Annotated in this window: 29 protein-coding genes; 13 read left to right on the top strand and 16 right to left on the bottom strand. The window is 59.4% G+C overall.

The window, feature by feature from the left end; all coding sequences use genetic code 11:
- Window positions 1-18: 18 nt before the first annotated feature.
- Complete coding sequence (locus AC6BYQ_RS00370) at window positions 19-1,260, top strand: NAD(P)/FAD-dependent oxidoreductase (protein ID WP_498056066.1); 1,242 nt, start codon at window positions 19-21, stop codon at window positions 1,258-1,260.
- A gap of 141 nt (window positions 1,261-1,401) precedes the next feature.
- On the top strand, window positions 1,402-1,695 hold the full coding sequence (locus AC6BYQ_RS00365) for an Rdx family protein (protein ID WP_498056315.1): 294 nt from the start codon (window positions 1,402-1,404) through the stop codon (window positions 1,693-1,695).
- Window positions 1,696-1,726: 31 nt separating this feature from the next.
- Here the strand turns inward: AC6BYQ_RS00365 and AC6BYQ_RS00360 are convergent, their stop codons facing one another.
- Window positions 1,727-2,389 (bottom strand): CPBP family intramembrane glutamic endopeptidase, encoded by a 663-nt coding sequence (locus AC6BYQ_RS00360; RefSeq protein ID WP_019455319.1) that lies wholly within the window; start codon window positions 2,387-2,389, stop codon window positions 1,727-1,729.
- 207 nt (window positions 2,390-2,596) lie between these two features.
- On the opposite strand from AC6BYQ_RS00360, the gene AC6BYQ_RS00355 reads away from it, so the two are divergent.
- The 6 genes from AC6BYQ_RS00355 (at window position 2,597) to AC6BYQ_RS00330 (ending at window position 5,908) form a co-directional block, all read left to right on the top strand.
- Entirely contained in the window at window positions 2,597-3,091 is a 495-nt protein-coding gene (locus AC6BYQ_RS00355) for a TIGR00645 family protein (protein ID WP_019455318.1), read from the top strand.
- A gap of 184 nt (window positions 3,092-3,275) precedes the next feature.
- The gene (fabZ, locus tag AC6BYQ_RS00350) at window positions 3,276-3,731 is read left to right on the top strand and encodes a 3-hydroxyacyl-ACP dehydratase FabZ (RefSeq protein WP_019455317.1); all 456 of its coding nucleotides are present in this window, start codon (window positions 3,276-3,278) and stop codon (window positions 3,729-3,731) included.
- A 30-nt stretch (window positions 3,732-3,761) separates the two neighbouring features.
- On the top strand, window positions 3,762-4,550 hold the full coding sequence (locus AC6BYQ_RS00345) for a spermidine synthase (protein WP_019455316.1): 789 nt from the start codon (window positions 3,762-3,764) through the stop codon (window positions 4,548-4,550).
- A gap of 80 nt (window positions 4,551-4,630) precedes the next feature.
- Window positions 4,631-4,825, top strand: a complete 195-nt coding sequence (locus tag AC6BYQ_RS00340; protein ID WP_019455315.1) for a ribbon-helix-helix protein — start codon at window positions 4,631-4,633, stop codon at window positions 4,823-4,825.
- 142 nt (window positions 4,826-4,967) lie between these two features.
- Window positions 4,968-5,369, top strand: coding sequence for a VOC family protein (locus AC6BYQ_RS00335; protein WP_025159742.1), 402 nt, complete (start codon window positions 4,968-4,970; stop codon window positions 5,367-5,369).
- On the top strand, window positions 5,369-5,908 hold the full coding sequence (locus AC6BYQ_RS00330; RefSeq protein ID WP_498056065.1) for a dihydrofolate reductase family protein: 540 nt from the start codon (window positions 5,369-5,371) through the stop codon (window positions 5,906-5,908). The genes AC6BYQ_RS00335 and AC6BYQ_RS00330 overlap by 1 nt, the downstream gene beginning before the upstream one ends.
- On the opposite strand, the gene AC6BYQ_RS00325 is transcribed toward AC6BYQ_RS00330, so the two are convergent.
- The 3 genes from AC6BYQ_RS00325 to AC6BYQ_RS00315 all read right to left on the bottom strand — a co-directional run bounded on the left by AC6BYQ_RS00325 (window position 5,893) and on the right by AC6BYQ_RS00315 (window position 9,231).
- A complete protein-coding gene (locus tag AC6BYQ_RS00325; RefSeq protein WP_498056064.1) occupies window positions 5,893-7,287 on the bottom strand; it encodes an MFS transporter in 1,395 nt (464 codons plus the stop codon). The two genes, AC6BYQ_RS00330 and AC6BYQ_RS00325, sit on opposite strands and share 16 nt — an antisense overlap.
- Window positions 7,288-7,401: 114 nt before the next feature.
- The gene (locus AC6BYQ_RS00320) at window positions 7,402-8,469 is read right to left on the bottom strand and encodes an oxidoreductase (RefSeq protein ID WP_498056063.1); all 1,068 of its coding nucleotides are present in this window, start codon (window positions 8,467-8,469) and stop codon (window positions 7,402-7,404) included.
- Between the two features lie 12 nt (window positions 8,470-8,481).
- Window positions 8,482-9,231, bottom strand: a complete 750-nt coding sequence (locus AC6BYQ_RS00315) for a DeoR/GlpR family DNA-binding transcription regulator (RefSeq protein WP_498056062.1) — start codon at window positions 9,229-9,231, stop codon at window positions 8,482-8,484.
- A gap of 147 nt (window positions 9,232-9,378) precedes the next feature.
- Between AC6BYQ_RS00315 and AC6BYQ_RS00310 the strand changes: the two genes are divergently transcribed.
- Complete coding sequence (locus AC6BYQ_RS00310) at window positions 9,379-10,254, top strand: alpha/beta hydrolase (protein ID WP_019456304.1); 876 nt, start codon at window positions 9,379-9,381, stop codon at window positions 10,252-10,254.
- A 147-nt stretch (window positions 10,255-10,401) separates the two neighbouring features.
- Here the strand turns inward: AC6BYQ_RS00310 and AC6BYQ_RS00305 are convergent, their stop codons facing one another.
- The 8 genes from AC6BYQ_RS00305 to AC6BYQ_RS00270 all read right to left on the bottom strand — a co-directional run bounded on the left by AC6BYQ_RS00305 (window position 10,402) and on the right by AC6BYQ_RS00270 (window position 17,946).
- Window positions 10,402-11,166, bottom strand: coding sequence for a nuclear transport factor 2 family protein (locus tag AC6BYQ_RS00305; RefSeq protein WP_498056061.1), 765 nt, complete (start codon window positions 11,164-11,166; stop codon window positions 10,402-10,404).
- Between the two features lie 62 nt (window positions 11,167-11,228).
- Window positions 11,229-11,705 (bottom strand): nuclear transport factor 2 family protein, encoded by a 477-nt coding sequence (locus AC6BYQ_RS00300; RefSeq protein ID WP_498056060.1) that lies wholly within the window; start codon window positions 11,703-11,705, stop codon window positions 11,229-11,231.
- A gap of 121 nt (window positions 11,706-11,826) precedes the next feature.
- Window positions 11,827-12,870 carry a fumarylacetoacetate hydrolase family protein gene (locus AC6BYQ_RS00295; RefSeq protein ID WP_498056059.1) on the bottom strand — a complete coding sequence of 348 codons (1,044 nt, stop codon included), beginning with the start codon at window positions 12,868-12,870 and terminating at the stop codon, window positions 11,827-11,829.
- 4 nt (window positions 12,871-12,874) lie between these two features.
- Window positions 12,875-13,435: a VOC family protein gene (locus tag AC6BYQ_RS00290; RefSeq protein ID WP_498056058.1), complete on the bottom strand. Its 561-nt coding sequence runs from the start codon at window positions 13,433-13,435 to the stop codon at window positions 12,875-12,877.
- Between the two features lie 50 nt (window positions 13,436-13,485).
- Entirely contained in the window at window positions 13,486-14,265 is a 780-nt protein-coding gene (locus AC6BYQ_RS00285; RefSeq protein WP_498056057.1) for an alpha/beta fold hydrolase, read from the bottom strand.
- On the bottom strand, window positions 14,265-15,785 hold the full coding sequence (locus tag AC6BYQ_RS00280) for a GMC family oxidoreductase (protein ID WP_498056056.1): 1,521 nt from the start codon (window positions 15,783-15,785) through the stop codon (window positions 14,265-14,267). The genes AC6BYQ_RS00285 and AC6BYQ_RS00280 overlap by 1 nt, the downstream gene beginning before the upstream one ends.
- Window positions 15,786-15,817: 32 nt before the next feature.
- Window positions 15,818-16,930, bottom strand: coding sequence for an NAD(P)-dependent alcohol dehydrogenase (locus AC6BYQ_RS00275; protein ID WP_498056055.1), 1,113 nt, complete (start codon window positions 16,928-16,930; stop codon window positions 15,818-15,820).
- Window positions 16,931-17,001: 71 nt separating this feature from the next.
- Window positions 17,002-17,946, bottom strand: coding sequence for an NADP-dependent oxidoreductase (locus tag AC6BYQ_RS00270; RefSeq protein ID WP_498056054.1), 945 nt, complete (start codon window positions 17,944-17,946; stop codon window positions 17,002-17,004).
- Window positions 17,947-18,058: 112 nt separating this feature from the next.
- On the opposite strand from AC6BYQ_RS00270, the gene AC6BYQ_RS00265 reads away from it, so the two are divergent.
- Window positions 18,059-19,000, top strand: a complete 942-nt coding sequence (locus AC6BYQ_RS00265; protein ID WP_498056053.1) for a LysR family transcriptional regulator — start codon at window positions 18,059-18,061, stop codon at window positions 18,998-19,000.
- A 132-nt stretch (window positions 19,001-19,132) separates the two neighbouring features.
- Here the strand turns inward: AC6BYQ_RS00265 and AC6BYQ_RS00260 are convergent, their stop codons facing one another.
- The 3 genes from AC6BYQ_RS00260 to AC6BYQ_RS00250 form a co-directional block, all read right to left on the bottom strand.
- Window positions 19,133-19,267 (bottom strand): AcrZ family multidrug efflux pump-associated protein, encoded by a 135-nt coding sequence (locus tag AC6BYQ_RS00260; RefSeq protein WP_019456308.1) that lies wholly within the window; start codon window positions 19,265-19,267, stop codon window positions 19,133-19,135.
- 194 nt (window positions 19,268-19,461) lie between these two features.
- On the bottom strand, window positions 19,462-19,932 hold the full coding sequence (locus tag AC6BYQ_RS00255; RefSeq protein ID WP_019456309.1) for an Rrf2 family transcriptional regulator: 471 nt from the start codon (window positions 19,930-19,932) through the stop codon (window positions 19,462-19,464).
- A 131-nt stretch (window positions 19,933-20,063) separates the two neighbouring features.
- Window positions 20,064-20,459, bottom strand: coding sequence for a DUF427 domain-containing protein (locus AC6BYQ_RS00250; RefSeq protein ID WP_063919442.1), 396 nt, complete (start codon window positions 20,457-20,459; stop codon window positions 20,064-20,066).
- Window positions 20,460-20,690: 231 nt separating this feature from the next.
- On the opposite strand from AC6BYQ_RS00250, the gene osmB reads away from it, so the two are divergent.
- The gene (gene osmB, locus AC6BYQ_RS00245) at window positions 20,691-20,903 is read left to right on the top strand and encodes an osmotically-inducible lipoprotein OsmB (protein WP_004940700.1); all 213 of its coding nucleotides are present in this window, start codon (window positions 20,691-20,693) and stop codon (window positions 20,901-20,903) included.
- Between the two features lie 152 nt (window positions 20,904-21,055).
- Here the strand turns inward: osmB and AC6BYQ_RS00240 are convergent, their stop codons facing one another.
- Window positions 21,056-22,678 carry a methyl-accepting chemotaxis protein gene (locus tag AC6BYQ_RS00240; RefSeq protein WP_498056052.1) on the bottom strand — a complete coding sequence of 541 codons (1,623 nt, stop codon included), beginning with the start codon at window positions 22,676-22,678 and terminating at the stop codon, window positions 21,056-21,058.
- Between the two features lie 337 nt (window positions 22,679-23,015).
- Between AC6BYQ_RS00240 and AC6BYQ_RS00235 the strand changes: the two genes are divergently transcribed.
- Together AC6BYQ_RS00235 and AC6BYQ_RS00230 are read left to right on the top strand one after the other, a co-directional pair.
- Window positions 23,016-24,254, top strand: coding sequence for a putative porin (locus tag AC6BYQ_RS00235; protein WP_498056051.1), 1,239 nt, complete (start codon window positions 23,016-23,018; stop codon window positions 24,252-24,254).
- Window positions 24,255-24,303: 49 nt separating this feature from the next.
- Window positions 24,304-24,699, top strand: coding sequence for an SRPBCC family protein (locus AC6BYQ_RS00230; RefSeq protein ID WP_498056050.1), 396 nt, complete (start codon window positions 24,304-24,306; stop codon window positions 24,697-24,699).
- Window position 24,700: the final 1 nt, after the last annotated feature.

The raw sequence follows: 24,700 nt of genomic DNA, 5'->3' as shown, positions 1-24,700 counted from the left end.
TTATGAAAGGAGACCTGCATGAAACCAGAAAAAATAAACACCCTGAAGAAAGTTGTTGTTATTGGCGGTGGTTCATCTGGCATCGGCGTCATCGCAAGCATAAGGAAGCGAGTTAAAGATGCGGATATAACTGTCGTTGAACCCAATGACTGTCATTATTACCAGCCGGCATGGACCCTGGTGGGCGGCGGGCTCTTTGATATAAGTAAAACGCGGCGCGCCATGCGCGATGTTATTCCTTCTGGCGTCTCATGGCTCCAGGACAGCGTTGTCAGGGTTGACCCCGATGAAAAATATATCGAGACCCGTCAGGGGAAACGCGTAAGCTATGATTTCCTTATTGTTGCCTGCGGCCTTGTTTTACGTTGGGATAAAATAGAAGGCCTTGAAGAGACGTTAGGGTTTAACGGCGTCACCTCTAATTATCGTTTTGATCTTGCAGAATACACCTGGAAACTTGTCCGGGAGATGCAAGGCGGCAAGGCGATATTTTCCCAACCCACGCTTCCCATAAAATGCGCCGGTGCGCCGCAAAAAGCCTTATATCTTTCATGCGATCATTGGCGGCGACAAGGCGTTCTGAATAATATTAACGTCAATTTCTGCCTTGCGGGCACGGCGGTTTTCGGTGTGCCGCAATTTGTTCCTCCGCTGACCGATTATTTGAAAAGATACCGCGCACAGGTCAATTTTCGGCATAATTTAGTGTGCGTCGATGGGAAACGTCGGCAGGCGATCTTTGCTCTGGACAGTGATAGTGATGAAGAAGATAAACGTGAGGTCACACTGCCCTTCGACATGCTCCACGTTGTGCCGCCTCAGTCCGCACCGGCGTTTATTGCCCAAAGCGGCCTGTCTGACGGATCCGGCTGGTGCGACGTGGATAAGTTCACTCTGCAGCATAAGCGCTGGCAGACGATTTTTGCCGTTGGCGACTGTTGCGCCACGCCCAACGCCAAAACCCTGGCTGCGGCTCGCAAACAGGTGGTGGTGGTAGCCGAGAACATCGCGGCGCTTATTAACGGCGCTCCGCCCACGGCGCATTACGATGGCTATGGCTCGTGCCCATTGACGGTAGAAAAAGGCAAGGTTGTGCTGGCTGAGTTTGGTTACGACAGTAAATTGCTCCCCACCTTTCCCCTGCTCGACAACACCCAACCCAGCCGCATGGCATGGTGGCTGAAAGCCTGGTTTTTACCCCGATTTTATTGGGCGGGCATGCTGCGTGGGGTCGAATGGCTCGCCAAAAGCAAACCATAGCGCCCGAGGGTCTGAGGCCGCCGCCGTTATCCGCGCTTGGCGGCCTCAGCAGGCGCTTGACTATTTGGCGCGACAAAGCCACCATCGCTTGCGAGCCATCGGGCTGATTGCAAGCCGCTTCCACTAACCGGTCGATCAATGATGAAAAACGCCCCCGCCGTTACGATTCACTACTGTTCACAATGCAATTGGCTGCTGCGCGCCGGCTGGATGGCGCAAGAGCTGCTCGATACCTTCGGCGACGATCTCGCCTCCGTCACCCTGATGCCGGGCACCGGCGGGGTCTATCAAATCAGCGTCGATGGCGTGATGATTTGGGATCGCAAGATTGACGGCGGTTTCCCCGATGCGGCACAGCTGAAACAGCGGCTGCGCGATCACAGTTTCCCCGAGCGTTCTCTCGGCCACAGCGACGGTAAAAAAGCCCGGCACTGAGACCCGGAGCCCAGCCGGCGTAATGGCGAATTCAACTTAGCGCGTAGCTGGCCGCCATCACGACGCCATTCATGGTCATATGCAGCCCAATGGATAAAGCGAGTCCCTTGGATCTCACTCTGGCGGCCGTCAACACCAGCGAGATTAAAAACAGGGCAACCAACGTGCGCCAATCGGTGTACTGGGTATGTAAAACGGCAAAGATGACAGACACCGTTAACGCGGTCCAAAGCACCCTATCGTTAAACCAATACATCAGCGCGTTAAACAAACAGCCACGAAATACGATCTCTTCATAGATGGGGACGACGAAGATCAACAAGCCGGCATTGAGCGCTAAAATCTCACCGGGCAGCGCCACCTGCTCCGTCACCCAAGCTTCCGTTTTTTCCACGCCCAGCAAGCGCGGTAAAATGAATTGAATCACCAACAGAGCGAACAGCAGCAGCGCAAAGTCGCTGCGTTTAACCTCGCCTTTGCCTAATCCTTCCCTGCGGCGGAAAAAGAGAAGGTACAGCGAAAATATAGCGACGAATTCCATCCCATACAGCAACGGCAGCAATAGTCCTTGCTGCATCAATACGGCGCGGTTCTCAATAAACAACGGAATAAATGTAATCAGGAACATCAGCAAGAACATGGAAAAACAGCCGTTGACGGCTCGTGTTCTCGCGATAAACGCGTTGTCAGTCATATAACCATCCTTAGTTTGAGCAGCCATCGACGCACGGTGGCAAGACAAGACAGAGCGGCAGTTTATGCCCATATGATGCCATTGTCATGCCTAAGGCTACGGCGAATGCCCAACCGCAAATATCCCCAAGCCATTGGCAAGCGGTTGATTTCGCCCGGGTCTCCTGCGCTATACTGAGCGCCCTTTTGACCACACTCAGATAATGTTATGGAACGCTTGTTAGAAAATGCGATGTACGCCTCTCGCTGGCTGCTGGCGCCGGTGTATTTTGGCCTGTCGCTTACCCTGGTCGCTCTGTCGATCAAGTTTTTTCAGGAAATTCTCCACGTCCTGCCAAATATTTTTGCCGTTACCGAAGCCGATCTGGTGCTGACCTTGCTGTCGCTGATCGACATGGCGTTGGTCGGTGGCCTGTTGGTGATGGTGATGTTCTCCGGCTATGAAAACTTCGTCTCGCAGCTGGATATCAGCGAAGGGAAAGAGAAACTGAGCTGGCTGGGCAAAATGGACGCCACGTCGCTGAAAAACAAAGTCGCCGCGTCTATCGTCGCCATCTCCTCCATCCATTTGCTGCGGGTGTTTATGGATGCCAAGAACGTACCGGACAACAAGCTGTTGTGGTATGTGATCATCCACCTCACCTTCGTGCTCTCCGCTTTCGTGATGGGCTACCTGGACAAGGTGACCCGCTCCAAGCACTAAGCTCGCCGCGACACCCGATCGTCAGGATCGGGTGCCTCTCCCACGCCTAACTCCCCCTGCGCGCCGCCGTCTGTTTTTTCACCTGGCACATCTGATGATAATTTTATTATAATGTCATTACACTCATAATGAACTGAACGCCGGCATCGCACCGGTTTCGCCGCAGACAGGATCACGCACTCCCATGCCATTGAATGGTCAACCCCTGCAATTCAACGATATTCAGGCGATTTTGCCTCATCGCTATCCCTGTCTGTTGGTCGATCGCGTGCTGCCCGCCGGTACCTGCATCGCCGAAGGGCGGCTGAGCGCCATCAAGAACATCACCGCCAATGAGCCGACGTTCTGGAGCGGCCACGCGCATTTCGCCGGTTTTCCCGGCGTGCTGTTGGTGGAAGCGCTGGCGCAAAGCACCGGTCTGTTGGCGCATTACTATCTCGGGGCGCTCAATGAAGGGGAACATTACTACTTCGCCGCCATTCAGCGGGCGCGGTTTTATCGCGCCGCCCGTCCCGGCGACCAGGTGTTGATGGAGGTCGCTTTCGTGCGTCGGCGCGGGGCGATCGCCCGCTTCACCGGCCGCGCCAGCATCGATGGCCGGCGCATTTGCACCGCCGATTTCATGTGCGCCCGTAAATAGGCCGCTTGCCAAAGGAGCCCTGCGAATACCATGTCTCTGGTTGACAGCTTACTCAGAACCCTCGATTTCTCCCCGCGCGGTCAGGTGATCGCCCGCGAAGCCGACGCCTGGGGCGAAATCATCGTTTCCGATCACAAGGACTACCGCACGCTGCGGTTTGACGGCATCTGCGAACAAAGCAAGATGAGCCTCAGCAACCCCGCGCAGCCGATCCACAACTACATCAAAGCGATGCTGATGGCGGTGGCCTGGCAGCCGCCGGCATCAGCGCTGATTCTGGGCCTGGGAGGCGGCAGCCTGCTGCGTGCGCTGCATGCCCTCGATCCGGCGATGCGTCTGGACGTGGTCGAGCTGCGCGCCGCGGTGATCGCCGTCGCGCGCCGCTACTTTACGCTGCCGGCCACCGACACCATCAGCCTGCGCACCGCCGACGCCATGGACTTCGTGCGCCCGCCCGCCGAGGCGCGCTACGATCTGATCTTTTCCGATCTCTATTCGGCGTTCGCCATGGATCCGCAGCAAGGCAGTCAGACATTTCTGGAGAACTGCGCCGCGCGGCTGAACGACGGGGGCTGGCTGGTGCTGAATTACCACGACCTGCCCGACGAAAACAGCCTGCTGTATCACAGCTTGCATCGGGTATTCAACACCGTGCTGTTTTGCGTCGCCCCCAGCGGCAACGTGATCATTTACGCTACGCCGGCCCGTGTGACGCTGCCGCTGAGCACGCTGCGCACGCTGGCCGCCGGCAGCGGCGAGTTGTTCAACTGCGAGCTCGGCTACCTGTCGCGCAAAATAGAGCGGCTGCATTTCCGCTGAACGCGGGCGGCGGCGCGCTCTGGCTGGCCGCTTCGCCCACATGGTATTATCATTCAGTTATCATTCTCTGGAGGATCCTGATGGAAAAGAAAACGGCGCGGCTGACGGTGCTGATTGACCCGGACAAAAAGAAAGCCCTGGAAGAACTCTGTCTGCAGCAGGACGTTACCCCTTCCCAAGTGGTGCGCCAGCTGATCCGCGATTATCTGCAAAAGCATCAGGTGGATTATCCCAGCCAGCCGACGCACGCCAATCCCCGCGTCGAGAGCAATTGATCGGCGCCAGCTCCGCAAACCGTGAAGCGCGTTCGCCCCTGCGCGCGTCCTTAATCCGAATCCTCCGCTGCGGCCTGTCCATCCTGCGATATCGCTGCTACTGTTCTATGCCTTCACACTCTCTTTTCGGAAAGGAAGCGCCATGTTCAGCCATATTACCGTCGGCGTCAGCGATCTGGACGCCGCCGCCGCGTTCTACGACGCGATTTTGTTGCCGCTGGGATTACAACGGCGGGAAGTGACGCCGGACGGCGGCCCCGCCGCTCGCTGCTGGGTGATGCCGGGCCAGACACTGCCGCGTTTCTATGCCTACCAGCCCTTCGACCGGCAGCCCGCCAGCGCCGGCAACGGCAGCATGCTGGCCTTTCTCGCCGCCGATGAAGTGGCGGTCAAACGCGCCTACGCCGCCGGCCTGTTGGCGGGCGGCAGCAGTGAAGGCGAACCCGGCGAGCGCGCGCACTACGGCAAAGGCTATTTCGGCGCTTACCTGCGCGATCCCGACGGCAACAAGGTTCATTTGGTTTACCGGGGAGATCTCGCCTGATGAAATGTTCGGTTTACATCGCCACCAGCGTAGACGGATTCATTGCCGGTGCGGACGGCGACATCGACTGGCTGCTGCGTCCCGAATACGCAGTGTCGTTGCTCAACGGGTTGAGCTATGAGGCGTTTATCGCCGACGTCGACGCGCTGGTGATGGGACGCCATACCTATGAAAAAGTCCGCGCCTTTCCCGAATGGCCCTATGGCGAACTGCCGGTGGTGGTGCTGTCGACGCAGCCGCCCGCGCCGCAAGAAGCAGGCCACGTTCGCTGGATGAATGGCGAACCGGCGGCCATCGTCGCGCAGTTGGCCAGCCAAGGCTGCCGTCATCTGTATATCGACGGCGGCCAGACCGTGCAGCGCTTTCTGCAGGCCGGATTGATCGACGAATTGACCATCACGCGCGTGCCGCTGCTGCTGGGCGGCGGCATTCCCTTGTTCGGCGTCGATGCCCCTGAGCAGCGTCTGCGCTTGCTCGCCGTTACACAATCGGACAACGGTTTCGTACAAGAGCGTTATGCCGTTCAGCGCGCGTCATAACGCAGCGTCAATCGGCGGCCACCGAGGGCGATGAGCAACGCCGCCAACGCCAACAGCGCCGCCGCACCATAGGTCACCTGCATACCGTAAGCGGCCGCGGCGGCGGCGCCCGCCACCCGTTGCGAAGCCAGATAAAACAGCGCCCCCATCGCCGAAGCGCCGGTGATCGCGCCGAGGTTGCGCGCCAGGTTCACCATGCCGGCGATCAGTCCGCGCCGTTCAGGAAACAGATCCTTCATCAGCGCCGTGTTGTTGGCCACCTGGAACAGCGCATAGCCGGCGGTCAACAGCGCGATCGGCGCAACATAGCCAAGCACGCCCCAACGGCCCAGCAACGAGAGCAATGCCGCCCCGGCGGCCACCGCCGCCAGCCCAAACTGGGCGATGCGTTGCGATCCGAAGCGATCCACCAGATAGCCGGCCGGAATGCCGGTCAGAATGGCCACCGCCGGCCCCGCCGACATCACCAGCCCGACCTGCGCGGCGCTTAGGCCCAGCGCACGCGACAGATAGAACGGTCCGACCACCAGCGTGGCGGTCATCACCGTCATCACCAACGCACTGGCCGCCAGCCCCGCCGTCAAGGCCGGATGGCGGAACATCGTCGGCGCCAACAGCGGCGATGCGGCGCGGCGCTCCACGCGGATAAACAGCGCCCCCGCCAGCAAAGCGCCCAACATCAACGCCAGATTGAGCGCGCTGAAATTGCCGCGCCCGAGGGTCATCGCCAGCGAGTAACAGAGCAATGCGCCGCCCAGCAGCAACGTGCCGGCGCGATCGAAAGGTTCCGGGCGCGCAGTCGTCCGTGGCCCATCCGGCAAGCAGCGCCAGACGAGCCACAACGCCAGCAGGCCCAGCGGCAGGTTGATCAGGAACATCGCCCGCCAGCCGAAACCGGCGATTAGCGCGCCGCCCAACGACGGGCCCAACGCGGTGCCCACCGCCGACATGGTGCCGAGCAGCCCCATCGCGCGGCCGATTTTTTCCGCGCCCAGCGCCTCGCCCGCAAGCGCCATGGCGATTGACATCATCACAGCGCCTCCCAGCCCCTGCGCTATGCGCGCCGCCAACAACAGCCAAAGCTGCGGAGCCAACGCGCAAGCCAGCGAAGCGGCGGTAAACAGCGCGATGCCCGCCAGCAGCAGGCGCCGGCGATTGCAGCTGTCGCCCAAGCGGCCGATGCCGATGATGCAGGTGGTGACGGCCAGCAGATAGCAGAGCAGCACCCACTGCACGGCCTGGAACGAGGCATGAAACGCGGCGGCGAGCACCGGCAGCCCGACGTTGGCGATGCTGATGCCGAGCGACGACAGCAGCATGCTCAGAGAAAGTGCGGCCAGTATGCCGCGGACGCCCTGCGGCGAAGGATGGGATAACATGATAAAGACTCCTGACATAGACTGAGGGTTAGCCTATGTCAGGGTCTGGAATGGCGGAAGACGCACGATATGCACTGTATCAATGCATCTGACGCCTTATCTGGCGCAACGCCTTTACCAGGCGGCGATCTCCGCCGCAGTGAGCGGCAGCGTTTGAGTGACGCCGGTTTCCGCCGCCAGGGTGGCCGCCTCGAGCACCGCCATCACCGCCAGCGCCTGCGACGCGGTAACCGGGTTGGCGCCGGTGCCGCGCAACGCATCGCGCACCTGGAAGTAATATTGGCGCTGATCGCCATCCGGCGTCGGCAGCGTGCGCGCCGGCTCCGTGCCGATAAACAGGCTCATCGCGTCGTCGTCTTTGCCCCACTCCGCCGAGCCCGGCGTCACACCGGCCAGCAGCTGGCTCTCCTGCCCGTCGGCGCGCGCCTTGACCACGCTACCCTTATCGCCGTGCACGGTAAAGCGTGAAACGCCGCCCGCCACCAGCATGCTGCCGTGCAGGATCACGCGGTGCGTCGGGTAGTTCAACACCACATGGGCCCAGTCATTGACCTGCGCGTTGGCGCGCAGCGTGGCGATGTTGGCCTGCACGCTGTGCGGCAACCCGAACAGCTGCAGCGCCTGATCGACCATGTGCGGCCCCAAATCGAACCACAGCCCGCTGCCGGGCAGGTTCTGTTCGCGCCAGCGCACCCGCACTTCTGGGCGGTAGCGATCGATGTGCGACTCAAAATGCGTTACCTTGCCGATCAGCCCCTGCTCGATCACCTGTTTCACCCCGAGGAAATCGCTGTCCCAGCGGCGGTTCTGGAATACCGACAGCAGGCGGCCGTGCTTCTCCGCCGCCGCAATCAGCGTGCGCGCCTCCGCCAGGTCCAGCGTAAACGGCTTATCCACCACCACATGCTTTCCCGCCTCCAGCGCGGCCAGCGCCAGCGGCGCATGGGTGGCGTTCGGCGAAGCAATCACCACCAGATCGACCTCCGGCAGGCGGATCGCCTCGAGCGGATCGGCGATCACACGCGCATGCGGCAGGTCGGCGTGAACTTTGGCGGCGTCGCGCGAAGCCACCACGCTGAGTTCCAGCCCCGGCACGGCGTTGATCAGCGGCGCGTGAAACGCCTTGCCGACAAAGCCGTAGCCAATCAGCGCCACCTGCAACGGTTGAGCGTTATCGTTCATCAGTGTTCTCCTCTAGCGGTCGTCGGCGACGACACAAAGTTCAATCATTGATTGCTCGTCCAGGTTGTCCCACGGGCGATCGGTAAACAGGCGTTGGATCTGCGCCAGATCCGCAACGTGATGCGGTTCGCAGCGATCCAGCTTCATATGGTCGGCCACCAGCCAGCGCTCACCGCTGTTGGCCAGCATGGCGCGTTTGACCTCGGCATCGGCCTCTTCGCCGGCGCTCAGCCCCAGCTGAGCATGCACCGCGCAGGCGCCCAGCAAGGCGATGTCCGCGCGATAGCGCGCCAGCAACGCCAACGTGGCGCTGCCGGCGAACAGCCGTTGACGCGCATCCCACTGACCGCCCAGCAGGATCAGTTGGATCTCCGGCCTGTCGCTCAGGCACTGCGCGATATCCAGCGAGGCGGTGATCACCGTGGCCGGGCCGCGCAACGCTTGCGCCACCGCCAGCAGCGTACTGCCCGCATCCAGCATCAGAGTGCTGCCGGGCGGGATCTGTGCGGCCACCGCGCGGCCGAGCCGCTGTTTGATCTGCGGCAACAGCGCCGCGCGCGCCTGGCGCGGCATGCCGGACGGTTCAAGCACGATCGCCCCGCCGTGATGTTTTTGCGCCAGCCCCTGCCGCTCGAGATCGGCCAGATCGCGGCGCACGGTATCAACGGAAACGCCGATGGCGTTGGCCAATTCCGCTACCGCCGCCTGCCCGCGTTCGCTGAGCAAATCCAGTAAATGTCGTTGTCGCGCCGCTTTGTGCATGGTTTATCCCGCAATAAAAAGCATTAAACAGCAATATACAGCAGAAAACGGCATCAGAGAAGACGCATTGGCGCGCACAGGAGATCAAACATCTTTTCGCCGCCTGGACAATGATGGAGGCAGAACGCATAACAACCAGGAGAAATGATGAGCATCGATCTGACGTTTGAAAACCTGAACGCGCGCGCCGTGCAATACAACGCCCGCGCTTCGGTCGAGGATTTTGACGCCTGCATGGCGGAATACGCCGCGCTGGCCCAGCGCGCCAAGGCGCAGACGCCGGGCATTTATGACCTGCGCTACGGCATGGGCGCCGCCGAACGCCTCGATCTGTTCCCGGCCAGCATTCAGCCCGCCCCTCTGCTGATCTTTATTCATGGCGGTTACTGGCATTCGCAGCGCAAAGAGGAAGCCTGTTCGATGGCCGCCGCGTTTGCCCGCCGCGGCGTGGCGGTCGCCACGTTGGAATACACGCTGGCGCCGGAAGCGACGCTGGCGGAGATCGTGCATGAGGTACGCAGCGCCGTCGCCTGGCTTTATCATCACGGGGCACCATTCGGCATCGATCCGGCGCGCATTTTCGTCAGCGGCAGTTCGGCCGGCGGGCATCTGTGCGGCATGCTGATCGCCGACGGCTGGCAGCAACGCTATCGTCTGCCGCCCGATGCAATCAAAGGCGCGTTGGCGCTGAGCGGCTTATACGATCTGCGCCCGCTGTGCGATATCTATATCAACGACTGGCTGCACCTGACGCCCGAGCAGGCGCACACCCTCAGCCCGCTGTTTCTGCTGCCGCCGAAAGGCCATGCGCCGCAGATCCTGCTCGACGTCGGCCAGCGGGAAACGCAGGGGTTTAAAAACCAGACGCAGGCCTATTATGACGCTTGCCTGGCGCATGGTCTCGACGTCCAGCTGCTGGCAGACCGCCACTGCAATCACTTTACGTTGGTCAACGAGCTCGCCGATGCGGAAAGCGCGATGTTCCGGCAAGTGATGGCGATGATCGACGGCGCGCGAGGGTAGTTTGGCGTTGAACGGCGGCGTCGGTAGCGAGGCGAGTCGACGTAACGCGGCCGAGTTGGCCCTGGAATAGAAACGCCCGATGAACCTCATCGGGCGTTTAATCATCTCCCTTAGCCCCGGCACTTCACCGTTACCCCGCTGCAGTGATTAATAGGGGCCGTTGTCATGAGCGACAACGTCCGGGTAGACCGCCGCCACCTGCCATTGTTCGGCAATCAATCCCTGATCGTCGACACGCAGCAGATCCCAGAAAGAGTACGGTTGTTGCCGAACGTTACCACTGGAGTGCACGGCCACAAACTCACCTTCAGCGATAACATGCAGGATCTTGTCGTAATGTTGATGGCTTTCCGCCAACGCGTTCTGCAACGCCTCAAGGCCATCATCGACCTCTGGGCGATGTTGTTTGACGTCGCTTCGCACCAAAATGGACAGCTTATCTCTGTGGCCATCAATGAGCACCGTTTGCACGTAGGCCTCACCGGCGGATTGACTGGCGTTGGTCAGTTGCGGCTGGCCCACTGCCGTCGGCCCGTCCAGTTGACTGCGTCCGGACGCGCTGACATGCAATCTGGGGATGGAAGCATCCCAGTGTTCCGCAATTTTATCGTCTTTAACCCGGAACATATCAAAACCAACGACCGCCTCACCGCCGGTAAATACGCCATTCAACCAGTTATGGTGTATGCCGTGCATCACCGCGAACTCCTGGTTGCCGATAATGCGCACCAGCTCGTAGCGATAATCCGGTCGCAATGTGGCGAGGAGATCGCGCAATCCTTCCGGACCATCTTTTACATAGGGGCTATGCTGCCGGTAATGAGGATCCACGTAAGTATCGATAGTATTGGGATCGCCCGCCGTCATTAACGCATCCCACATTGCGGCAACAACTTCTTTTGCATTCATCATGACCACCTTATTTGAATTTATTCACACGAAACTCGATAACCAGACAGTGAGTAGCAGATATTTCAGGGGTGACCAACCGGGGCCGCCAAACCGAAATCGACCAAGGCGACATAGGGATTCCAATACTCCCGGTAATTCTTTATCTTCCCGTGCTCCAGTGTCACCACGGAAATATAATCTTGTTTGTAAGGCTTACCGCTCGGTTTGATGATTGCGGTTCCAGAGTAAGTAAAGAGATAGGTCCAGGGGACATTGATTTTATGAGCCCCCCAATTTTCCGCAGGGCCTACATCCAGCTTTTCCATATATGGCGTCAGTGATGAAAAATAGGTTTTCATCGCCTCTTTCCCCCGAAGCTGCTTAAAGAACAAGCCAAACTCTTCGGGAGCGAAAGGAAAGTCCCAGCCACCATCCTCGGTAAAATAAGGAAGCATGCGCGTCGGGTCTTCCGTCCAGCCGTTGACCGCGTGGCAAACGAACTCAGCGACCTGACGTGGGTTATCAGAGCCGGAATAAATCGTATCGTCTTGAGACATCATCACACCTCATTGTGTTAATAAGAGAGAGTCATTAATAAAAAATTCGACTTTCAGGGCATTAATTGAAAACCGCCATCGACATCAATAATCGCGCCGGTGAGCCATGCCGCCTTGGGACCAATCAAACCATGCCGATATCGGGCGTATTTGCCGCTCCCCGCTCCCGAATTATCACCCGCTGGTGGATGGCACCGAAGGGCGAATATCCGTGCGGATCCAGCACTTCGATGCGCACCCGGTCACCGTGCGACAGATACGGTTGCAGTTTGCTCATACCGGCCAGCGACTGACGGATACGCGCTTCCGTCACGCAGGCGCTGCCGGCGGCCGGATCGGCGTTGCTGATGGTTCCAGCGCCGATAATGCTGCCGGCGGACAGCGCTCGAGTCCGCGCGAGGTGCACGATGATTTGCCCAAAATTAAACACCGTGTCTTCACCCGCCTCAGGCGAACCGAACCATTTACCGTTCAGTTCGATACGCACCGGCAAGTGCAGCATCTCGCCTCGCCACGCTGCCCCTAACGCCGCCGGCGTGACCGCAATAGGCGCAAAGCTGGTCGCCGGCTTGCTTTGGTAGAAACCAAACCCACGCGCCAGCTCACTGGGGATCAAGCCGCGTAAGGATACGTCGTTCAACAAGACGACCAGGGCGATGCTGTCAATCGCCTGCTGCAGCGTGGCCCCCAGCGGCACATCCGTCGTGATCACCGCGATCTCCGCTTCAAAATCGACGTCGAACGCCCTGTCCGTAGCTTCGATCGGCGCGGTCCCCGGCAACATAACGTCGGAGCCTCCCTGATAAACCAGCGGAGTGTCTTCATACCCCGCAGGTATCGGTTCATTACGCCAGCGATACATCAGCTGCGCATGGTGTCGGTAGACCGAAGCATCCACCCATTGATAGGCTCGCGGCAGCGGTGCCAGGCAGGCAGCGGCGTCTAAACGGTCTCCGGACGCCCACCCTGTCGCTTCCAGTTCATGCGTCATCTGCACCAAGCGTGGCGCCACTGCCCGCCAATCATCCAGCGCATCTTGCAGCGTGGCCGCAATGTCAGGTATTGCCCGACAGCGCCGTTGGTCGGCCGACACCAGAACCAACTCACCATCGCGACGACCGTTGTCACGCGTCGCCAAACGTAAAGCGGGTTTAACATGGGTTGTCATGTTCTTACTCCCGCTTCGCTGTTGGTGCGGATCGCTCCGCATGCCATCTTGCCAGCTCATCGTGGGCTTTTCGTGCAAACGCCTCGATCGCCGCCGCCGGCGCGACTTCGGTTGTCAGTTCCAGACGGAAGCCGTTCGGGTCAAAAAAGTAAATCGACTCGAGATATCCATCGTGATCGGTCACCCCCAACACCTCTACGCCAGATTTTTCCAGGCGGCGGTGCATGGCGTCCAGCGCCGCCCGGCTGCCGACACGCAGCGCAATATGGTTGACCCATGCCGGCGTATTGGCGCTCGGCAATGCGGCGGTGTCGTCACCAAGATCAAAGAAAGCGATATGTGAACCGTCGTTCATGCGAAAAAAGATATGCACATAGGGGCAATATTCGCCGGTGCTGGGAACGCGATCGTTTCTGATGACGTGTACCAACGGCAATCCGAGCAGATCTTCGTAAAAATGGCGCGTCTCCTCCGCGTTCCGGCAGCGCCAGGCGAAATGATGCAGTCCGTGGATGGGTTTAGCGCTGTCGTCAACGTCTGACGCTATTGAATGGTCAGTTTGCATGATGAACCTCCAGTAAGGGAGCGCCGCGCAAGGCGGCGGCTCCATTTGGGTCAGGCGAGCTGATGGCGTAAATAGCTCTCGATCACCTGGGCCAGATAGACTGGCGTTTCCTGCATGGGATAGTGCCCGCTGCCCTCCAGCAACGTGCACTGCACGTTGTCGAACCACGTCAGACAGGTGCGTTCCATGATGGGCAGCGTCTGTGCGGGATCGTGTTGCCCAATCAGCAGCAGTAACGGCACCGGGCAACCGTGAGTTTCTGCCGCGCGGTCATCCTGCGCCCAACTTTGGAGATAGTGCGCGAACACCGCCCGATCGCAGGCCGCCCGCGAACGTTGCACAATCATGTCGACCCAGCACGGCGGCAGCCGACCGCCGGTTGAAAAATCAACCAGCATTCTGCGATGCTCGTCATCGGTGGTCGCTCCTTCGAAGATGCGCCAGGCCTCGGCGTCAACCTCCAAGCCGCTGGCCGGCACCGGGGTTAATCCGATGGCGCTGCGCACGCGCTCGGGATGGCGCGCGGCAACCAGTTGCGCGATCTTTCCCCCCATCGAGTGGCCAACGATGTCGAAACGTCGCCATTCCAGCGCATCGGCCAGCGTCACGACATCACCCACCATCTCGTCCGTGGTGTAGGCGCCGTTCAGCGCTCGCGACCTCCCATAGCCGCGAAAATCAACGAAGGCATAGGTGAAAGAAGCGGCGTCAAGGCAGGCCATCATCGGTTCATAGAGGGTATGATCGCCGAACCACCCATGCAGCACGATGACACCGCGATCGCCGCGTCCATGGAGCCGATACCCCAGGACCGGCGCATACCGGTTCATCACTCACCGCCCAGAATCAGCGAGGCCGCTTTCTCGCCGATCATGATGCAAGCCGCATTGGTATTGCCGCTGACGATCAGCGGCATAATAGAGCCGTCGGCCACGCGCAGATTACGCACGCCATAGACCCGCAGTTCGGGATCGACCACCGCCATCGCATCGACGCCCATCTTGGCGGTACCCACCTGATGGTGATCGCTGACGGCATTGCGGCGAACGAATTCCGCAACCGCTTCGTCTGAGACACAGTCCGCGCCCGGCGCCGTCTCCCGCAAGCGCCAATCATCCATTTCTGGGCGTTCGACAATGTCGCGAATAAAGGCGATCTGCTTGACCAACAGCTCGAGATCGCGCGGATCCTTCAGAAAACAGGGATCGATAGACGGCGGCGCAAAAGGATCGGCGGAACGCAATTTAACCACGCCGCGGCTATAAGGGTGCAGCAGGGTCGGCACGATGGTGAAACCGTGCTCAGGCGCATTTGCGCCGGGATACGGGAACGTAATTAAGATGGGCTGCATATCCGGGACGATCATCTCCGGATGGCTTTTCCAGAACAGTGTCGCCTCCAACCCCTGTGCGCCCGAAAGCGGAACCGGCTGCGGCGATTGCCAAACCAGCGGCACATTCACGTGATCCTGTAAATTTTGTCCGACACCGGGCAGATCGACACGCACGCGGATCCCCATCTCATGCAAGTGCGTCGCCGGCCCAATGCCCGACAGCATCAACAGCTGCGGGGTGCACAGCGAACCGGCGCTCAGCACGATGTCACGGTCCGCATGAGCCAGGTGAACTTCGCCCTGCTGAACATAGCGCACCCCAACTGCACATTCGCCGTCAAACTCTATGTCGGTGACATGCGCGCCGGTTATGGCGGTCAAGCCGGGATGATGACGATACTCCTCCAGGAAGGCGACCCAGGCGCTCATTCTCCGGTTGTTTTTGACGGTGATCCAGGTGTGATAAGCCCCCCACATGTTACGGCCGTCATTGTAATTGCGATTCAGCGGCACGCCCGCCGCTTGCGCGGCCGCCAACAGCGCCTGAGTCACCGGCGTGGGACGCGGATTCAGCGTGACGGGCAGTTCGCCCGCGACGCCGTGTACCTCATCATTGTCGTCGGCAAACTGTTCAAACCGTTTGAAATGCGGCAATACGCTTTGATAGTCCCAACCGGCATTGCCGAGGTAAGCCCAGGTGTCGAAATCTTGCTGGGCGCCGCGCACATAAATCATGCCATTGAAGGCGCTGCTGCCACCCAGCGTTTTGCCGCGTGGAAACGGCAAACGCTGACCATTGGCGTAAATTTGCGGTTCGGTGGTAAACGCCCAGTCGACGTCTGAATTCCACAGCGCGATGGAACCCATCGGGTCATGAATTTCCGGTTTGTCATCGCTCGGCCCCGCCTCCAGCAACAAGACGCGGCGCCCGGCATCCAACAGGCGTCGGGTTAATACACAACCGGAAGATCCGGCGCCGATAACAATATGATCGTAACGTTGCGATGCTTTTGTCATGAGTATTCTCCTTAGGTGGGTTGCGCAGCGCATTAAACGTGCGGCATTTTCAGAATCGCTTTGATGGTGGTGCCGGCATGGGTATCGGCAATCGCCTGATTGATCTCTTCCAGCGGATAGAAGCGATACATTTCGTCAACCGGAAAGCGCCCCGCCAGGAACAGCGCGACCAGCTTCGGCAAGAAGACGCTCGGGGCGGCATCCCCCATGATGCTGCCCCGCACCAGGCGCCCCCGCAGCAAATGCAAGATATCCAGCGGCAACGCCGCTCCGAGAGCAGGCACGCCCGTCAACACGCACGATCCCATTTCCTGCAGCGCATTTACGGCGTCTTTCATGACGCTGGTGACCCCCGAGCATTCGACCGCATGGCGCACCCCTTCTCCCTGCGTGATTTGCCGAATGGCCTCGATAGGATCTTGCTCCCGGCTGTTGATGATATGCGTTGCGCCCACGCGTTCGGCGAGCGCCAGACGCCCCACCTGCACATCCACTGCGATGATGGTGGTGCAGCCCATGACGCGCGCAGCGGCGACGGCGGCAATCCCCACCGCGCCGATGCCGAAGATAGCGATCGATGAGCCGGGCTCCGGTTTCAGGCTGTTCATCACCGCGCCGGCGCCGGTCATGATGCCGCAGGCAAACGGCCCCAGCGCGGCCAGCGGCGCATCGTCGGCAACCTTAACAGCGCTGCTTTGATTGACGACCGCATAGTTGGCGAACGATGACTGCCCGAAGAAATGGCTATGCACCGCGCGGGCGCCGTCATGCAGACTCACCGAACCATCCGGGCGGCTGCCCGCCCAGTTGATGGCCTGATGATCGTGACAATAGACCGGCATGCCGGTAGCGCACGGCGCGCAATGGCCGCAGTACCCCACAGAAAGAATCACCTTGTCGCCGGGCTTCAGATGACTGACGTTTTTCCCCACCCGTTCGACGATACCGGCGCCCTCATGCCCAAGCACCACCGGCATCGGTACCGGTACCGGCAAAATCTGATCGCGCACCACCAGATCGGTATGACAAATGCCCGTAGCGACAATTTTCACCAACAACTCGTCATCACGCGGCGTATCCAGTTCCAACGGTCGGACGATAAACGCTTCTTTTGGTCGTTCAGCCACGGCGGCGATAATTTTCATCGTGTTTCCCTTTATGTCTGTCATGGTGTGCTGGCAAAAAGGCGTTGCCAGCCAGGCAAGAAGATGGCGCGCTAGCGCACCAGAATCGTTTTTCCACGGGCGCCACCGGCGCGGTTGGCCAGGAGTGCCTCGGCCCCTTGCGCCAAAGGCATCGTCTGGTCGATGGTGACCTTAAGCTTGCCTGAAGCGGCTGCCGTCAAGACGATGCCGAGATCGTTGGCAGTAGCCCGCACTTCAAAGTTGCCGCCGCGAATGTCACGCGCGGCCAGGCTTTGCTCCTGCGCCGCCCACACGCTGCTCAAGGCAACGCCCCCGCGGCGAACATGGGTGACGTAGCGCGCAAAATCGGTGCTGTCGCTGACCAAATCGACTAATGCGTCGACGCCATGTGGTGAGTGGGCCGCCAGCCACGCGTCGATCGGCGTCTGATGATAGTCAAGCGTCTCCACCGCCCCCAGCGCCCGCATATGTGCCTGCGCATCCTGATTGGCGGTGGCGATGACCCGCAACCCCTTCATCACCGCCCACTGGGTCAGAAATGTGCCGACACCGCCGGTCGCCCCGATAATCAACACGGTTCCGCCCGGCGCGATATCGAGCCGCTGGCTGAGCTGCAATGCCGTCATGCCCGCCGTAGGCAGCGCGGCGGCCTGAACGGCCTCTACCGTTTCAGGGCACAACACCAGCGTGGCTTCTTCATTCAGCACGGCATAGTCGGCATGGCTGCCGTTGCCAGCCTGGCCAAACAAGAATTGCCCCACCACCCGGTCCCCAACCTGAAAACGCTGAACGTCGGCGCCGACTGACGCCACGGTGCCAACGCCGTCCACGCCCATAATCAAGGGAAAGACGTGGGGCACGCGATCTTTCAACATCCCCTGCGCGATCCGCCAATCGATGGGATTGATGCCGCTGGCCTCCAGTTTGACCAGCAGCTGGCCACGCGCCGGCTGGGGCGTAGGCAGCGTCATTAGCGTCGGTGTTGCTCCGAACGATTCCACCGCGATTGCTTGCATTTTTTTCACCTCATAACGAATGATTGCTGTCCGAATTAAGGCTACATATCGGACAATAAAGCGTCTATGTGCTAATTTTGAAATCACTGTTACTCAAATTCGGACAATAGGTATGCATGGACAGGCGGCGGTTTTTGATGACTTGAACGATCTGCGCTATTTCGCCCTGGTGGTGGAGAATGGCGGTTTTTCCGCCGCTGAACGCGTGGCCGCGATCCCTAAATCGCGTTTAAGCGCCAGAATAAAAGTGTTGGAACAGCGCCTGGGCGTGCGCTTGCTGCAAAGGACTACTCGTCATGTTTCGCTGACGGATGTGGGGACGCAGTTTTACGCGCACTGCCGCGGGCTGCTGGCCGAGGCTCTGGCGGCGCAAGAAACGATAGATATGGCCAGCGGGACGCCGCGCGGACGGGTTCGTATCAGTTGCCCCGTTCTGGCTACTCAGGTTTATATCGCGCCCTATCTGCCGCAGTTTATGGTGCGCTATCCACACGTATCCGTACAGGTTCTCGCACAGGACCGCCCTGTCGATTTGCGCATCGAGAATATCGACATTGCGTTGCGGCTCAGGGAACCGATCCTGCAGGACCCCGATTTGATTTCCAAACCGCTCGGTATCAGCCGCCGCATTTTGGTCGCCAGCCCCGAGTATCTCGCTCGTCGTGCACCGATCGCCACGCCGGAGGATCTGCTGCAGCATGCAACCTTGCATTATGACGCCAATGCCGCTTCGCCAAATTGGGTGATGAAACACAGGGTTAGCGGCGAAGAGAAGACCATCGTGCACGAGCCGATCCTGATAAGCAGCGATTATGAAACCCTGCTGCAGGCTGCAATTCAGGATCTCGGTGTGGCGATGCTGCCGGACGTCGCCTGCCTGAAAGCCTTGGCCAAGCATGAGCTTTGCGTGGTATTGCCGCAGTGGGGAGCAGTGGAGCTGCTATTTCATCTGGCTTTTCTGACGCGTCGGGGCATGTTGCCTTCCGTGCGAGCGCTGATCGATTTTCTGTCGGAAAGTTTGCCGCTGGTCGCCGTACGCAAAACCATAGCGTAGGGATGCGCCATATCGACATGGGTTACAACGGGCTGATGACCATGATCGACGCCGTGGCGCATCCATCATCATGAGCATGAGAGAAGAAGAAAACTGCGAATAGCCGGGGCCGATAGCCCCTGGCGTACAGATTTAGCCGTTTTTGCGGCCGATAGCGGAAAAGACGTTAAACACTTCACCCAAGCCGTAAATCGCGCCGAGCAGTACGGCCACCATTACCGGCACCAGGACCACCACGGTGGCCAAGCTTTCAAGCATTTCTAACATCGTTCTCTCCTGGTTTTTAAGCACAGCGAATCTGCGCCGGAAGAAAAGGTTTCCGGCTAATCGGTTGATTATCGTGGGGAGGCAGTCTAAAACGTGAGCTACATCACACTTGATGCGAGCTAATGTAACTTACACAATTACATTAACGCAATGCAAAAAATGCTCTGTGCGGCAAAGGGATTGGCGTGGATTTTTTATTGCGTATCTGCTTGATATTGCGGCGAACAGGGGGCGAAAGGATAGCCGGCGCGCCGCTCGACCTGCCCGGCCATTTCGGCGATGCTGGTCTGCGCCAGGCTGGCTTCCAGCGCATGCCCCACGCGCGCGAACTCTTGCTCCAGCACCGGGGTAATGGCGTGGCCGATATAGCACGCATCGTTAGGCCGGGCGCGGTGCAGCATGAAATAGGGTTGATCCTCCACCGCGCGATACACGTCCAGCAGCGAGATCGCTTCCGCCGGCCGCGCCAGCAGCGCCCCGCCGCCTTGCCCCATTTGTGAATAGGTCAGCCCCGCTTCCGCCAGCGCGCCGAGGATGCGCCGCACCACCGTCGGATTGGTGTTGACGCTGCGGGCGATGTCTTCGGAACGCACCGTCTGGCCGCGACACAGCGTGATGTTGGTCAGGATATGGATGGCAACGGCAAATCGCGTAGAGGTAGACACCTTGGCACCTGCTCAGAGTTTCGTTTATGTCGGATTAAAACATAAGGAAAGCGTATCAATTTCCGGTAATACACATAATGAGTAGGGATTAGCGGAATGTCAACCAGCCCCCGCCCGGCAGCGACGGCGGCTCAGGCTTCGGTACGGATCTCCGCCACTTTATCGGCATAAAATGCCAGATGCTCCTTGATCGCCACCACGGCGTTGTAAGGCATTTCATAACTCCAGGCCGTATTGTTCCCCTGCGGGCCGTTCAGCGCGAGGTCGAAATAACTGCAGTCGCCCTTATAAGGGCAGTAGCTAACGCGATGGTTTTTCTGCAGCAGCGCCATCTTCACATCCTCACGCGGAAAGTAAAACACCGGCGGATAGTTGGCTTCCCGCAAAATGAGCGCGTTGCGGCTGTCGGCCAGGATTTGGCCGGCGGCGTGCACCACGACCCGCATGGGATGGCGAGTTAACGTAATCGGATGATCCGGCCCGGGAATTTTCACCGGCTTGCCGGATGCGGAAACGAGATCGGACATGGCGGCCTCCACAACGTGCGCCCCGTCCCCCGCGAGGCGTCTTCTCAGTATAGACCCGCGGTTTCGCCGGCGGCCGCACATTCGGCGAGCAAACGCTTTTCGCCGCCGCAAAATTAAGAATTTTTACCTGTTCGATTTTCTTACGGAGGAATACATTCATCCCAACTTCTACCGGCGGTTTAATCGGATTATTTTTAATCCATTAATCCGCCAATTTACCAGGAACTCATTATGAATATTAAACGTGCCGCGGGTGTGTTGGTGGTGGTGATGGCAACGCTTTCCGTTACCGCATGTGGGCATATGTCCAATCGCGATCGCAACACGGCGATCGGCGCGGGGGTCGGCGCCGTCGGCGGCGCGGTATTGACCGACGGCAGCACGCTGGGCACACTCGGCGGCGCAGCGCTGGGTGGCATTATCGGCCACCAGACCAGCCGTTAATCATTCCGTTAAAAATATCTCAGCAGGCCGGCGCTTTGTTAATTCACGCGCGCCGGCCTGCTTTATTTATCCCGATGAACGTCCTTCGGAAGGAACAATAATAAATAACGTTAAGCGCAGCTTTATTATTAATTAACCTGCACCAGAAGTATTTATTGCGCAGGCAGCCTGAAGCGCGCCATCGCTTTTTCCAATCGTTCCGACTCCCCCTGCAGCAACTGCGAAGCCTCGGTCACCGCGTTCACCACGCTGCCGGTTTGCCGCGCCACCTGATTCAGCGCGGTGATGCGCGCCGTCACGTCCTGAATGCTCTCCCCCTGATTGAGTGACGCCAGCGAAATTTCCCCCATCAGCGCACTGCACTTGTTCACCAGACTGATAATCTGTCGCAGGTTGCCCGTCAACAGATCCACCGCCTGCGATCCTCGATCGATTTGCTGCAATGAGCGGCCGATCAACTGCTGAATATCGCGCGTCGAATGGCTGCTTTTCTGCGCCAGCAGGCCCACTTCCTTAGCCACGATGGCGAAACCGCGGCCGTGAACGCCGGCGTGCGCGGCCTCGATCGCCGCATTCAACGCCAGAATATTGGTCTGAAACGCCACGCTGTCGATCAATGCCACAATGCCGCGCATCTCAGCCGATTGGTTGACGATCCCTTGCATCGAGACATTGACGGTTTGCATCATCTGCTCACCGGCGCCGGCGCACTGGCGGGCCTGTTCAGTGCGTTCACTGGCCTGCCGCGCGTATTGGCCATTTTCTTCCACCCGCGCCGCCAGCTGCTGCACGTGCTCGGTCGCCAAGTGCAATTCGCCGTCCTGCTTCGCCGACTGTGCCGTCAGCTGTCGATTGCCGTCCGCCAGCCGCCCGACGCCATTCAGGATCCCGCTCGCCGCGTCGCGCACCTCGCTTACCAAGCGCTGCAGGCCGCCTTGCATGTGGCCGATGCTGGTTTGCAGTTGACGCATCTCGCGGTTAACCGCCCTTTCAGACGGCAGCGGCCGCGAAAGATCGCCGGCGGCCAGCACGTTGAGGTGCGCGATCGCCCGCTGCAGCGGCGCGATCACCCAGCGGGAGACGGCGAACCACACCCCAACGGCGATCAGCGCCAACGCGGCCAGCGCGCCGAGCGCAAAGGTCTTGGCCTGCTCCAGCGCCGCCAATTGCCGCACGTTGACGTCATCGCCGCGCCGTTCGTTCAGCGCCTGATAAGCGAGATACTTCTCGTTGAAATCCGCCTGAAACGCCTGGATCGGCACGGCGAAAAACGCCTCGATGCCGCTGCTGCCTTGCAGCCCTTGCGCCTGCTCTTTCAGGCCGTCATAAAACAGACGATAGCCGTCTTTCAGGGCCGCCGCCGCCGGCGCATCCACGCTCAAACGTTCGAACTGGGCGAAGGCCTGCTCGGAAGCCTGCAGCGCCGCCAACGACTCATCCAGCAGGCTGTGCCAACTGCCGTCGGAGCCGGTGGCTTGGTCCTGCAGATAATAGATACCCGCACGGTTCAGGCTGTCGCTGGCCGTCAACAGCGACAGCCTGGCACGATCCATCGCCGCCTGCTGGCGATGCAACGCGTCGCCCGTCACCAGGTTAACCTTGGCATCACGCAGAATATTGGAAATAAATACGGTGGAAAACAATTGCAGCAGAGAAAATAGCGCAATAACGCAAATTACGCCGCTTAATAATCCCATGCTTTTGCCGAAGCCAAACGCGCGCGGCAGCGCCGTCGCAGGTTTTACTCTGCGGCCAAGTGTCAGTTTTATGTTCATGATTTTTAGTCAGTAATACCAGGATGCCGCGAGTCTAACGGGCATTGATGACACTAATATTTCAGTCTGCTCTGCGCCGCCCCTCACCAAGAAAAATGGCAAAATCGGCGGTATGGCACACCAACGTTTATTTTTATTACTTGACTTGTTTAATCGCAGATTTATAGTTTCCCCATTAAACAAGAAACAAAGTTTCATATATTAACCGGAAATGAATTTAATATATGAAACGCGCAATGAAATCGTCTCAAATATAAAAAAAACGAGCACCAACGCCTTATTTTCAGGTAAAACCCGCTCGTCTTAATAAAGACCAAACATTCATCAGGGGCCGGACATGCGCAAGATCACCCTTTGTTTTTTGCTTGTTTCACCAGTGAGTTATGCGGCAACCTCCGCATTAGCCAACGACACGGCCGCCACCGCGGCGCCGGTCAAAAAAAGTCGTCCGGCATTTCCCCATATTCATTGGCAAAGCGATGACAATAAAAAGAGTATCGATATCGGCGGCGCACTGCGCGCCAATTATCGTTATGAAGACTGGCACAGCAGCAATTATCGGCATCCGCCGCATTTACGCTTTGACGCCTTTCGCATCGACGCCGCCGGTCAGGTAAACGACGCATTTTTCGATAGCGGATTCTGGTTTCAGGATCGGCGCAAATACGCCATCGACCGCGCCTATGTCGGCTATCACCTGTCTGAGCGTTCCGCCGTGCAGCTTGGCGCGCCGTTCAAACCGTTCGGCCTGATGCCCTACCCGCAGTTCGGTTGGTCGTATGGCATTCCGTTTTACCTCGGCTTCGGCGTCAACACCGGGCTGGGCGCCAAATACCAATATCAACAGGGCGATTGGGCCTTCGACGCCGCCTACTACCCACGCATGATGCCGGCCGGCGTGCGTTACGCCCCCGACGTCGCCAGCTACGACGATCTGAAGAACACCAACTTTGCCTCGCAGCACCTGCAGCGCAACGAAAAACGCGATCAGCTGAACCTGCGGCTGACGCACGCTTTCCACCCGGGCGGCTGGGATAACGAGCTCGGCGGTTCGCTGGCGGCCTCGCGGCTTTACAACCAGGCGACCGGCGATGACGGCAGCTTCTGGGCGGCCGGCCTGCACACGCTGGTGAATCGAGATGCCTGGCATCTGTCCGGCCAGGTGATCCGCTACGGTTATGACGCCAAAGGCCCGGCCGGAGCCAACAATTCGGTGATCCTGATGGGCGGCAACGGCCTGACGCCGGCCTATCTGATCCCCTCGCAGGCCACCACCGCCGCCATTAACCTGGCGCGCGACGTCGAGGTGCCCTGGGGTCCGGTGAAAAAACTGCGGTTCTACAACGACTACAGCGTGCTCTGGAAAGATAAGCGCGGCGGCTCCAACTCCAAAATGAATACGCTCGGGGTGCAGGTGTTCGCCATGCCGGTGATGCTGTGGGTGGATCTGACCTGGGCGCAAAACGCCAACCCGTGGGGCGGCGTGGAAAACGCCACCGGCTGGACCGGTACCCAGTCCTCCGGCAGCAATAAATGGTATTTTCGCACCAACGTAAACATCGGTTACTACTTCTGAGCGCAGCGGGATCTACACTGAAGTATCGCCGTCAACCGGAGAAATCACGATGCTGAGCGCGCAGACGCTGCATGTCGCCATCAACCGCCCCTGTGACGAGGTATACGCCTTTCTCAGCCGGCCGGAAAACTTCCCATTGTGGGCCAAAGGGTTAGCCAACAGTTTGCGGCAGGAAGGTGAAGACTGGATGGCGGATACCCCGCAGGGGCGGATCCGCATTCGCTTCAGCGCGCCGAACGCCTTCGGCGTGCTGGATCATTGGGTGACGCTGCCGGACGGCAGCGTGATCTACGTGCCGCTGCGCGCGCTCGCCAACCGGCAAGGCGCCGAGGTGATCTTCACCCTGTTCCGCCAGCCGGGCATGGACGACGCGCAGTTCGCCCACGACGCCGGGCTGGTGAACGCCGATCTGCAGGCGTTGAAGCGCCTGCTGGAATCGCGTTAAC

It is taken from the genome of Serratia sp. LTN-2 (assembly GCF_059740205.1).
Note: the sequence above shows the minus strand (reverse complement) of the source record. Positions and strands in the feature narration are given on the sequence as shown.

Excerpts from the sequence above, each read along its gene's own strand:
- AC6BYQ_RS00280 (WP_498056056.1), bottom strand. The coding sequence starts at position 15,785 with ATGACAAAAGCATCGCAACGTTACGATCATATTGTTATCGGCGCCGGA.
- AC6BYQ_RS00305 (WP_498056061.1), bottom strand. The coding sequence starts at position 11,166 with ATGATGAATGCAAAAGAAGTTGTTGCCGCAATGTGGGATGCGTTAATG.
- AC6BYQ_RS00270 (WP_498056054.1), bottom strand. The coding sequence starts at position 17,946 with ATGCAAGCAATCGCGGTGGAATCGTTCGGAGCAACACCGACGCTAATG.
- osmB (WP_004940700.1), top strand. The coding sequence starts at position 20,691 with ATGAATATTAAACGTGCCGCGGGTGTGTTGGTGGTGGTGATGGCAACG.
- AC6BYQ_RS00330 (WP_498056065.1), top strand. The coding sequence starts at position 5,369 with ATGAAATGTTCGGTTTACATCGCCACCAGCGTAGACGGATTCATTGCC.
- AC6BYQ_RS00310 (WP_019456304.1), top strand. The coding sequence starts at position 9,379 with ATGAGCATCGATCTGACGTTTGAAAACCTGAACGCGCGCGCCGTGCAA.
- AC6BYQ_RS00240 (WP_498056052.1), bottom strand. The coding sequence starts at position 22,678 with ATGAACATAAAACTGACACTTGGCCGCAGAGTAAAACCTGCGACGGCG.
- AC6BYQ_RS00315 (WP_498056062.1), bottom strand. The coding sequence starts at position 9,231 with ATGCACAAAGCGGCGCGACAACGACATTTACTGGATTTGCTCAGCGAA.
- AC6BYQ_RS00335 (WP_025159742.1), top strand. The coding sequence starts at position 4,968 with ATGTTCAGCCATATTACCGTCGGCGTCAGCGATCTGGACGCCGCCGCC.
- AC6BYQ_RS00340 (WP_019455315.1), top strand. The coding sequence starts at position 4,631 with ATGGAAAAGAAAACGGCGCGGCTGACGGTGCTGATTGACCCGGACAAA.
- AC6BYQ_RS00295 (WP_498056059.1), bottom strand. The coding sequence starts at position 12,870 with ATGACAACCCATGTTAAACCCGCTTTACGTTTGGCGACGCGTGACAAC.
- AC6BYQ_RS00285 (WP_498056057.1), bottom strand. The coding sequence starts at position 14,265 with ATGAACCGGTATGCGCCGGTCCTGGGGTATCGGCTCCATGGACGCGGC.
- AC6BYQ_RS00230 (WP_498056050.1), top strand. The coding sequence starts at position 24,304 with ATGCTGAGCGCGCAGACGCTGCATGTCGCCATCAACCGCCCCTGTGAC.
- AC6BYQ_RS00300 (WP_498056060.1), bottom strand. The coding sequence starts at position 11,705 with ATGATGTCTCAAGACGATACGATTTATTCCGGCTCTGATAACCCACGT.
- AC6BYQ_RS00235 (WP_498056051.1), top strand. The coding sequence starts at position 23,016 with ATGCGCAAGATCACCCTTTGTTTTTTGCTTGTTTCACCAGTGAGTTAT.
- AC6BYQ_RS00275 (WP_498056055.1), bottom strand. The coding sequence starts at position 16,930 with ATGAAAATTATCGCCGCCGTGGCTGAACGACCAAAAGAAGCGTTTATC.
- AC6BYQ_RS00345 (WP_019455316.1), top strand. The coding sequence starts at position 3,762 with ATGTCTCTGGTTGACAGCTTACTCAGAACCCTCGATTTCTCCCCGCGC.
- AC6BYQ_RS00320 (WP_498056063.1), bottom strand. The coding sequence starts at position 8,469 with ATGAACGATAACGCTCAACCGTTGCAGGTGGCGCTGATTGGCTACGGC.
- AC6BYQ_RS00355 (WP_019455318.1), top strand. The coding sequence starts at position 2,597 with ATGGAACGCTTGTTAGAAAATGCGATGTACGCCTCTCGCTGGCTGCTG.
- AC6BYQ_RS00290 (WP_498056058.1), bottom strand. The coding sequence starts at position 13,435 with ATGCAAACTGACCATTCAATAGCGTCAGACGTTGACGACAGCGCTAAA.
- AC6BYQ_RS00365 (WP_498056315.1), top strand. The coding sequence starts at position 1,402 with ATGAAAAACGCCCCCGCCGTTACGATTCACTACTGTTCACAATGCAAT.
- fabZ (WP_019455317.1), top strand. The coding sequence starts at position 3,276 with ATGCCATTGAATGGTCAACCCCTGCAATTCAACGATATTCAGGCGATT.
- AC6BYQ_RS00370 (WP_498056066.1), top strand. The coding sequence starts at position 19 with ATGAAACCAGAAAAAATAAACACCCTGAAGAAAGTTGTTGTTATTGGC.
- AC6BYQ_RS00260 (WP_019456308.1), bottom strand. The coding sequence starts at position 19,267 with ATGTTAGAAATGCTTGAAAGCTTGGCCACCGTGGTGGTCCTGGTGCCG.
- AC6BYQ_RS00325 (WP_498056064.1), bottom strand. The coding sequence starts at position 7,287 with ATGTTATCCCATCCTTCGCCGCAGGGCGTCCGCGGCATACTGGCCGCA.
- AC6BYQ_RS00250 (WP_063919442.1), bottom strand. The coding sequence starts at position 20,459 with ATGTCCGATCTCGTTTCCGCATCCGGCAAGCCGGTGAAAATTCCCGGG.
- AC6BYQ_RS00360 (WP_019455319.1), bottom strand. The coding sequence starts at position 2,389 with ATGACTGACAACGCGTTTATCGCGAGAACACGAGCCGTCAACGGCTGT.
- AC6BYQ_RS00265 (WP_498056053.1), top strand. The coding sequence starts at position 18,059 with ATGCATGGACAGGCGGCGGTTTTTGATGACTTGAACGATCTGCGCTAT.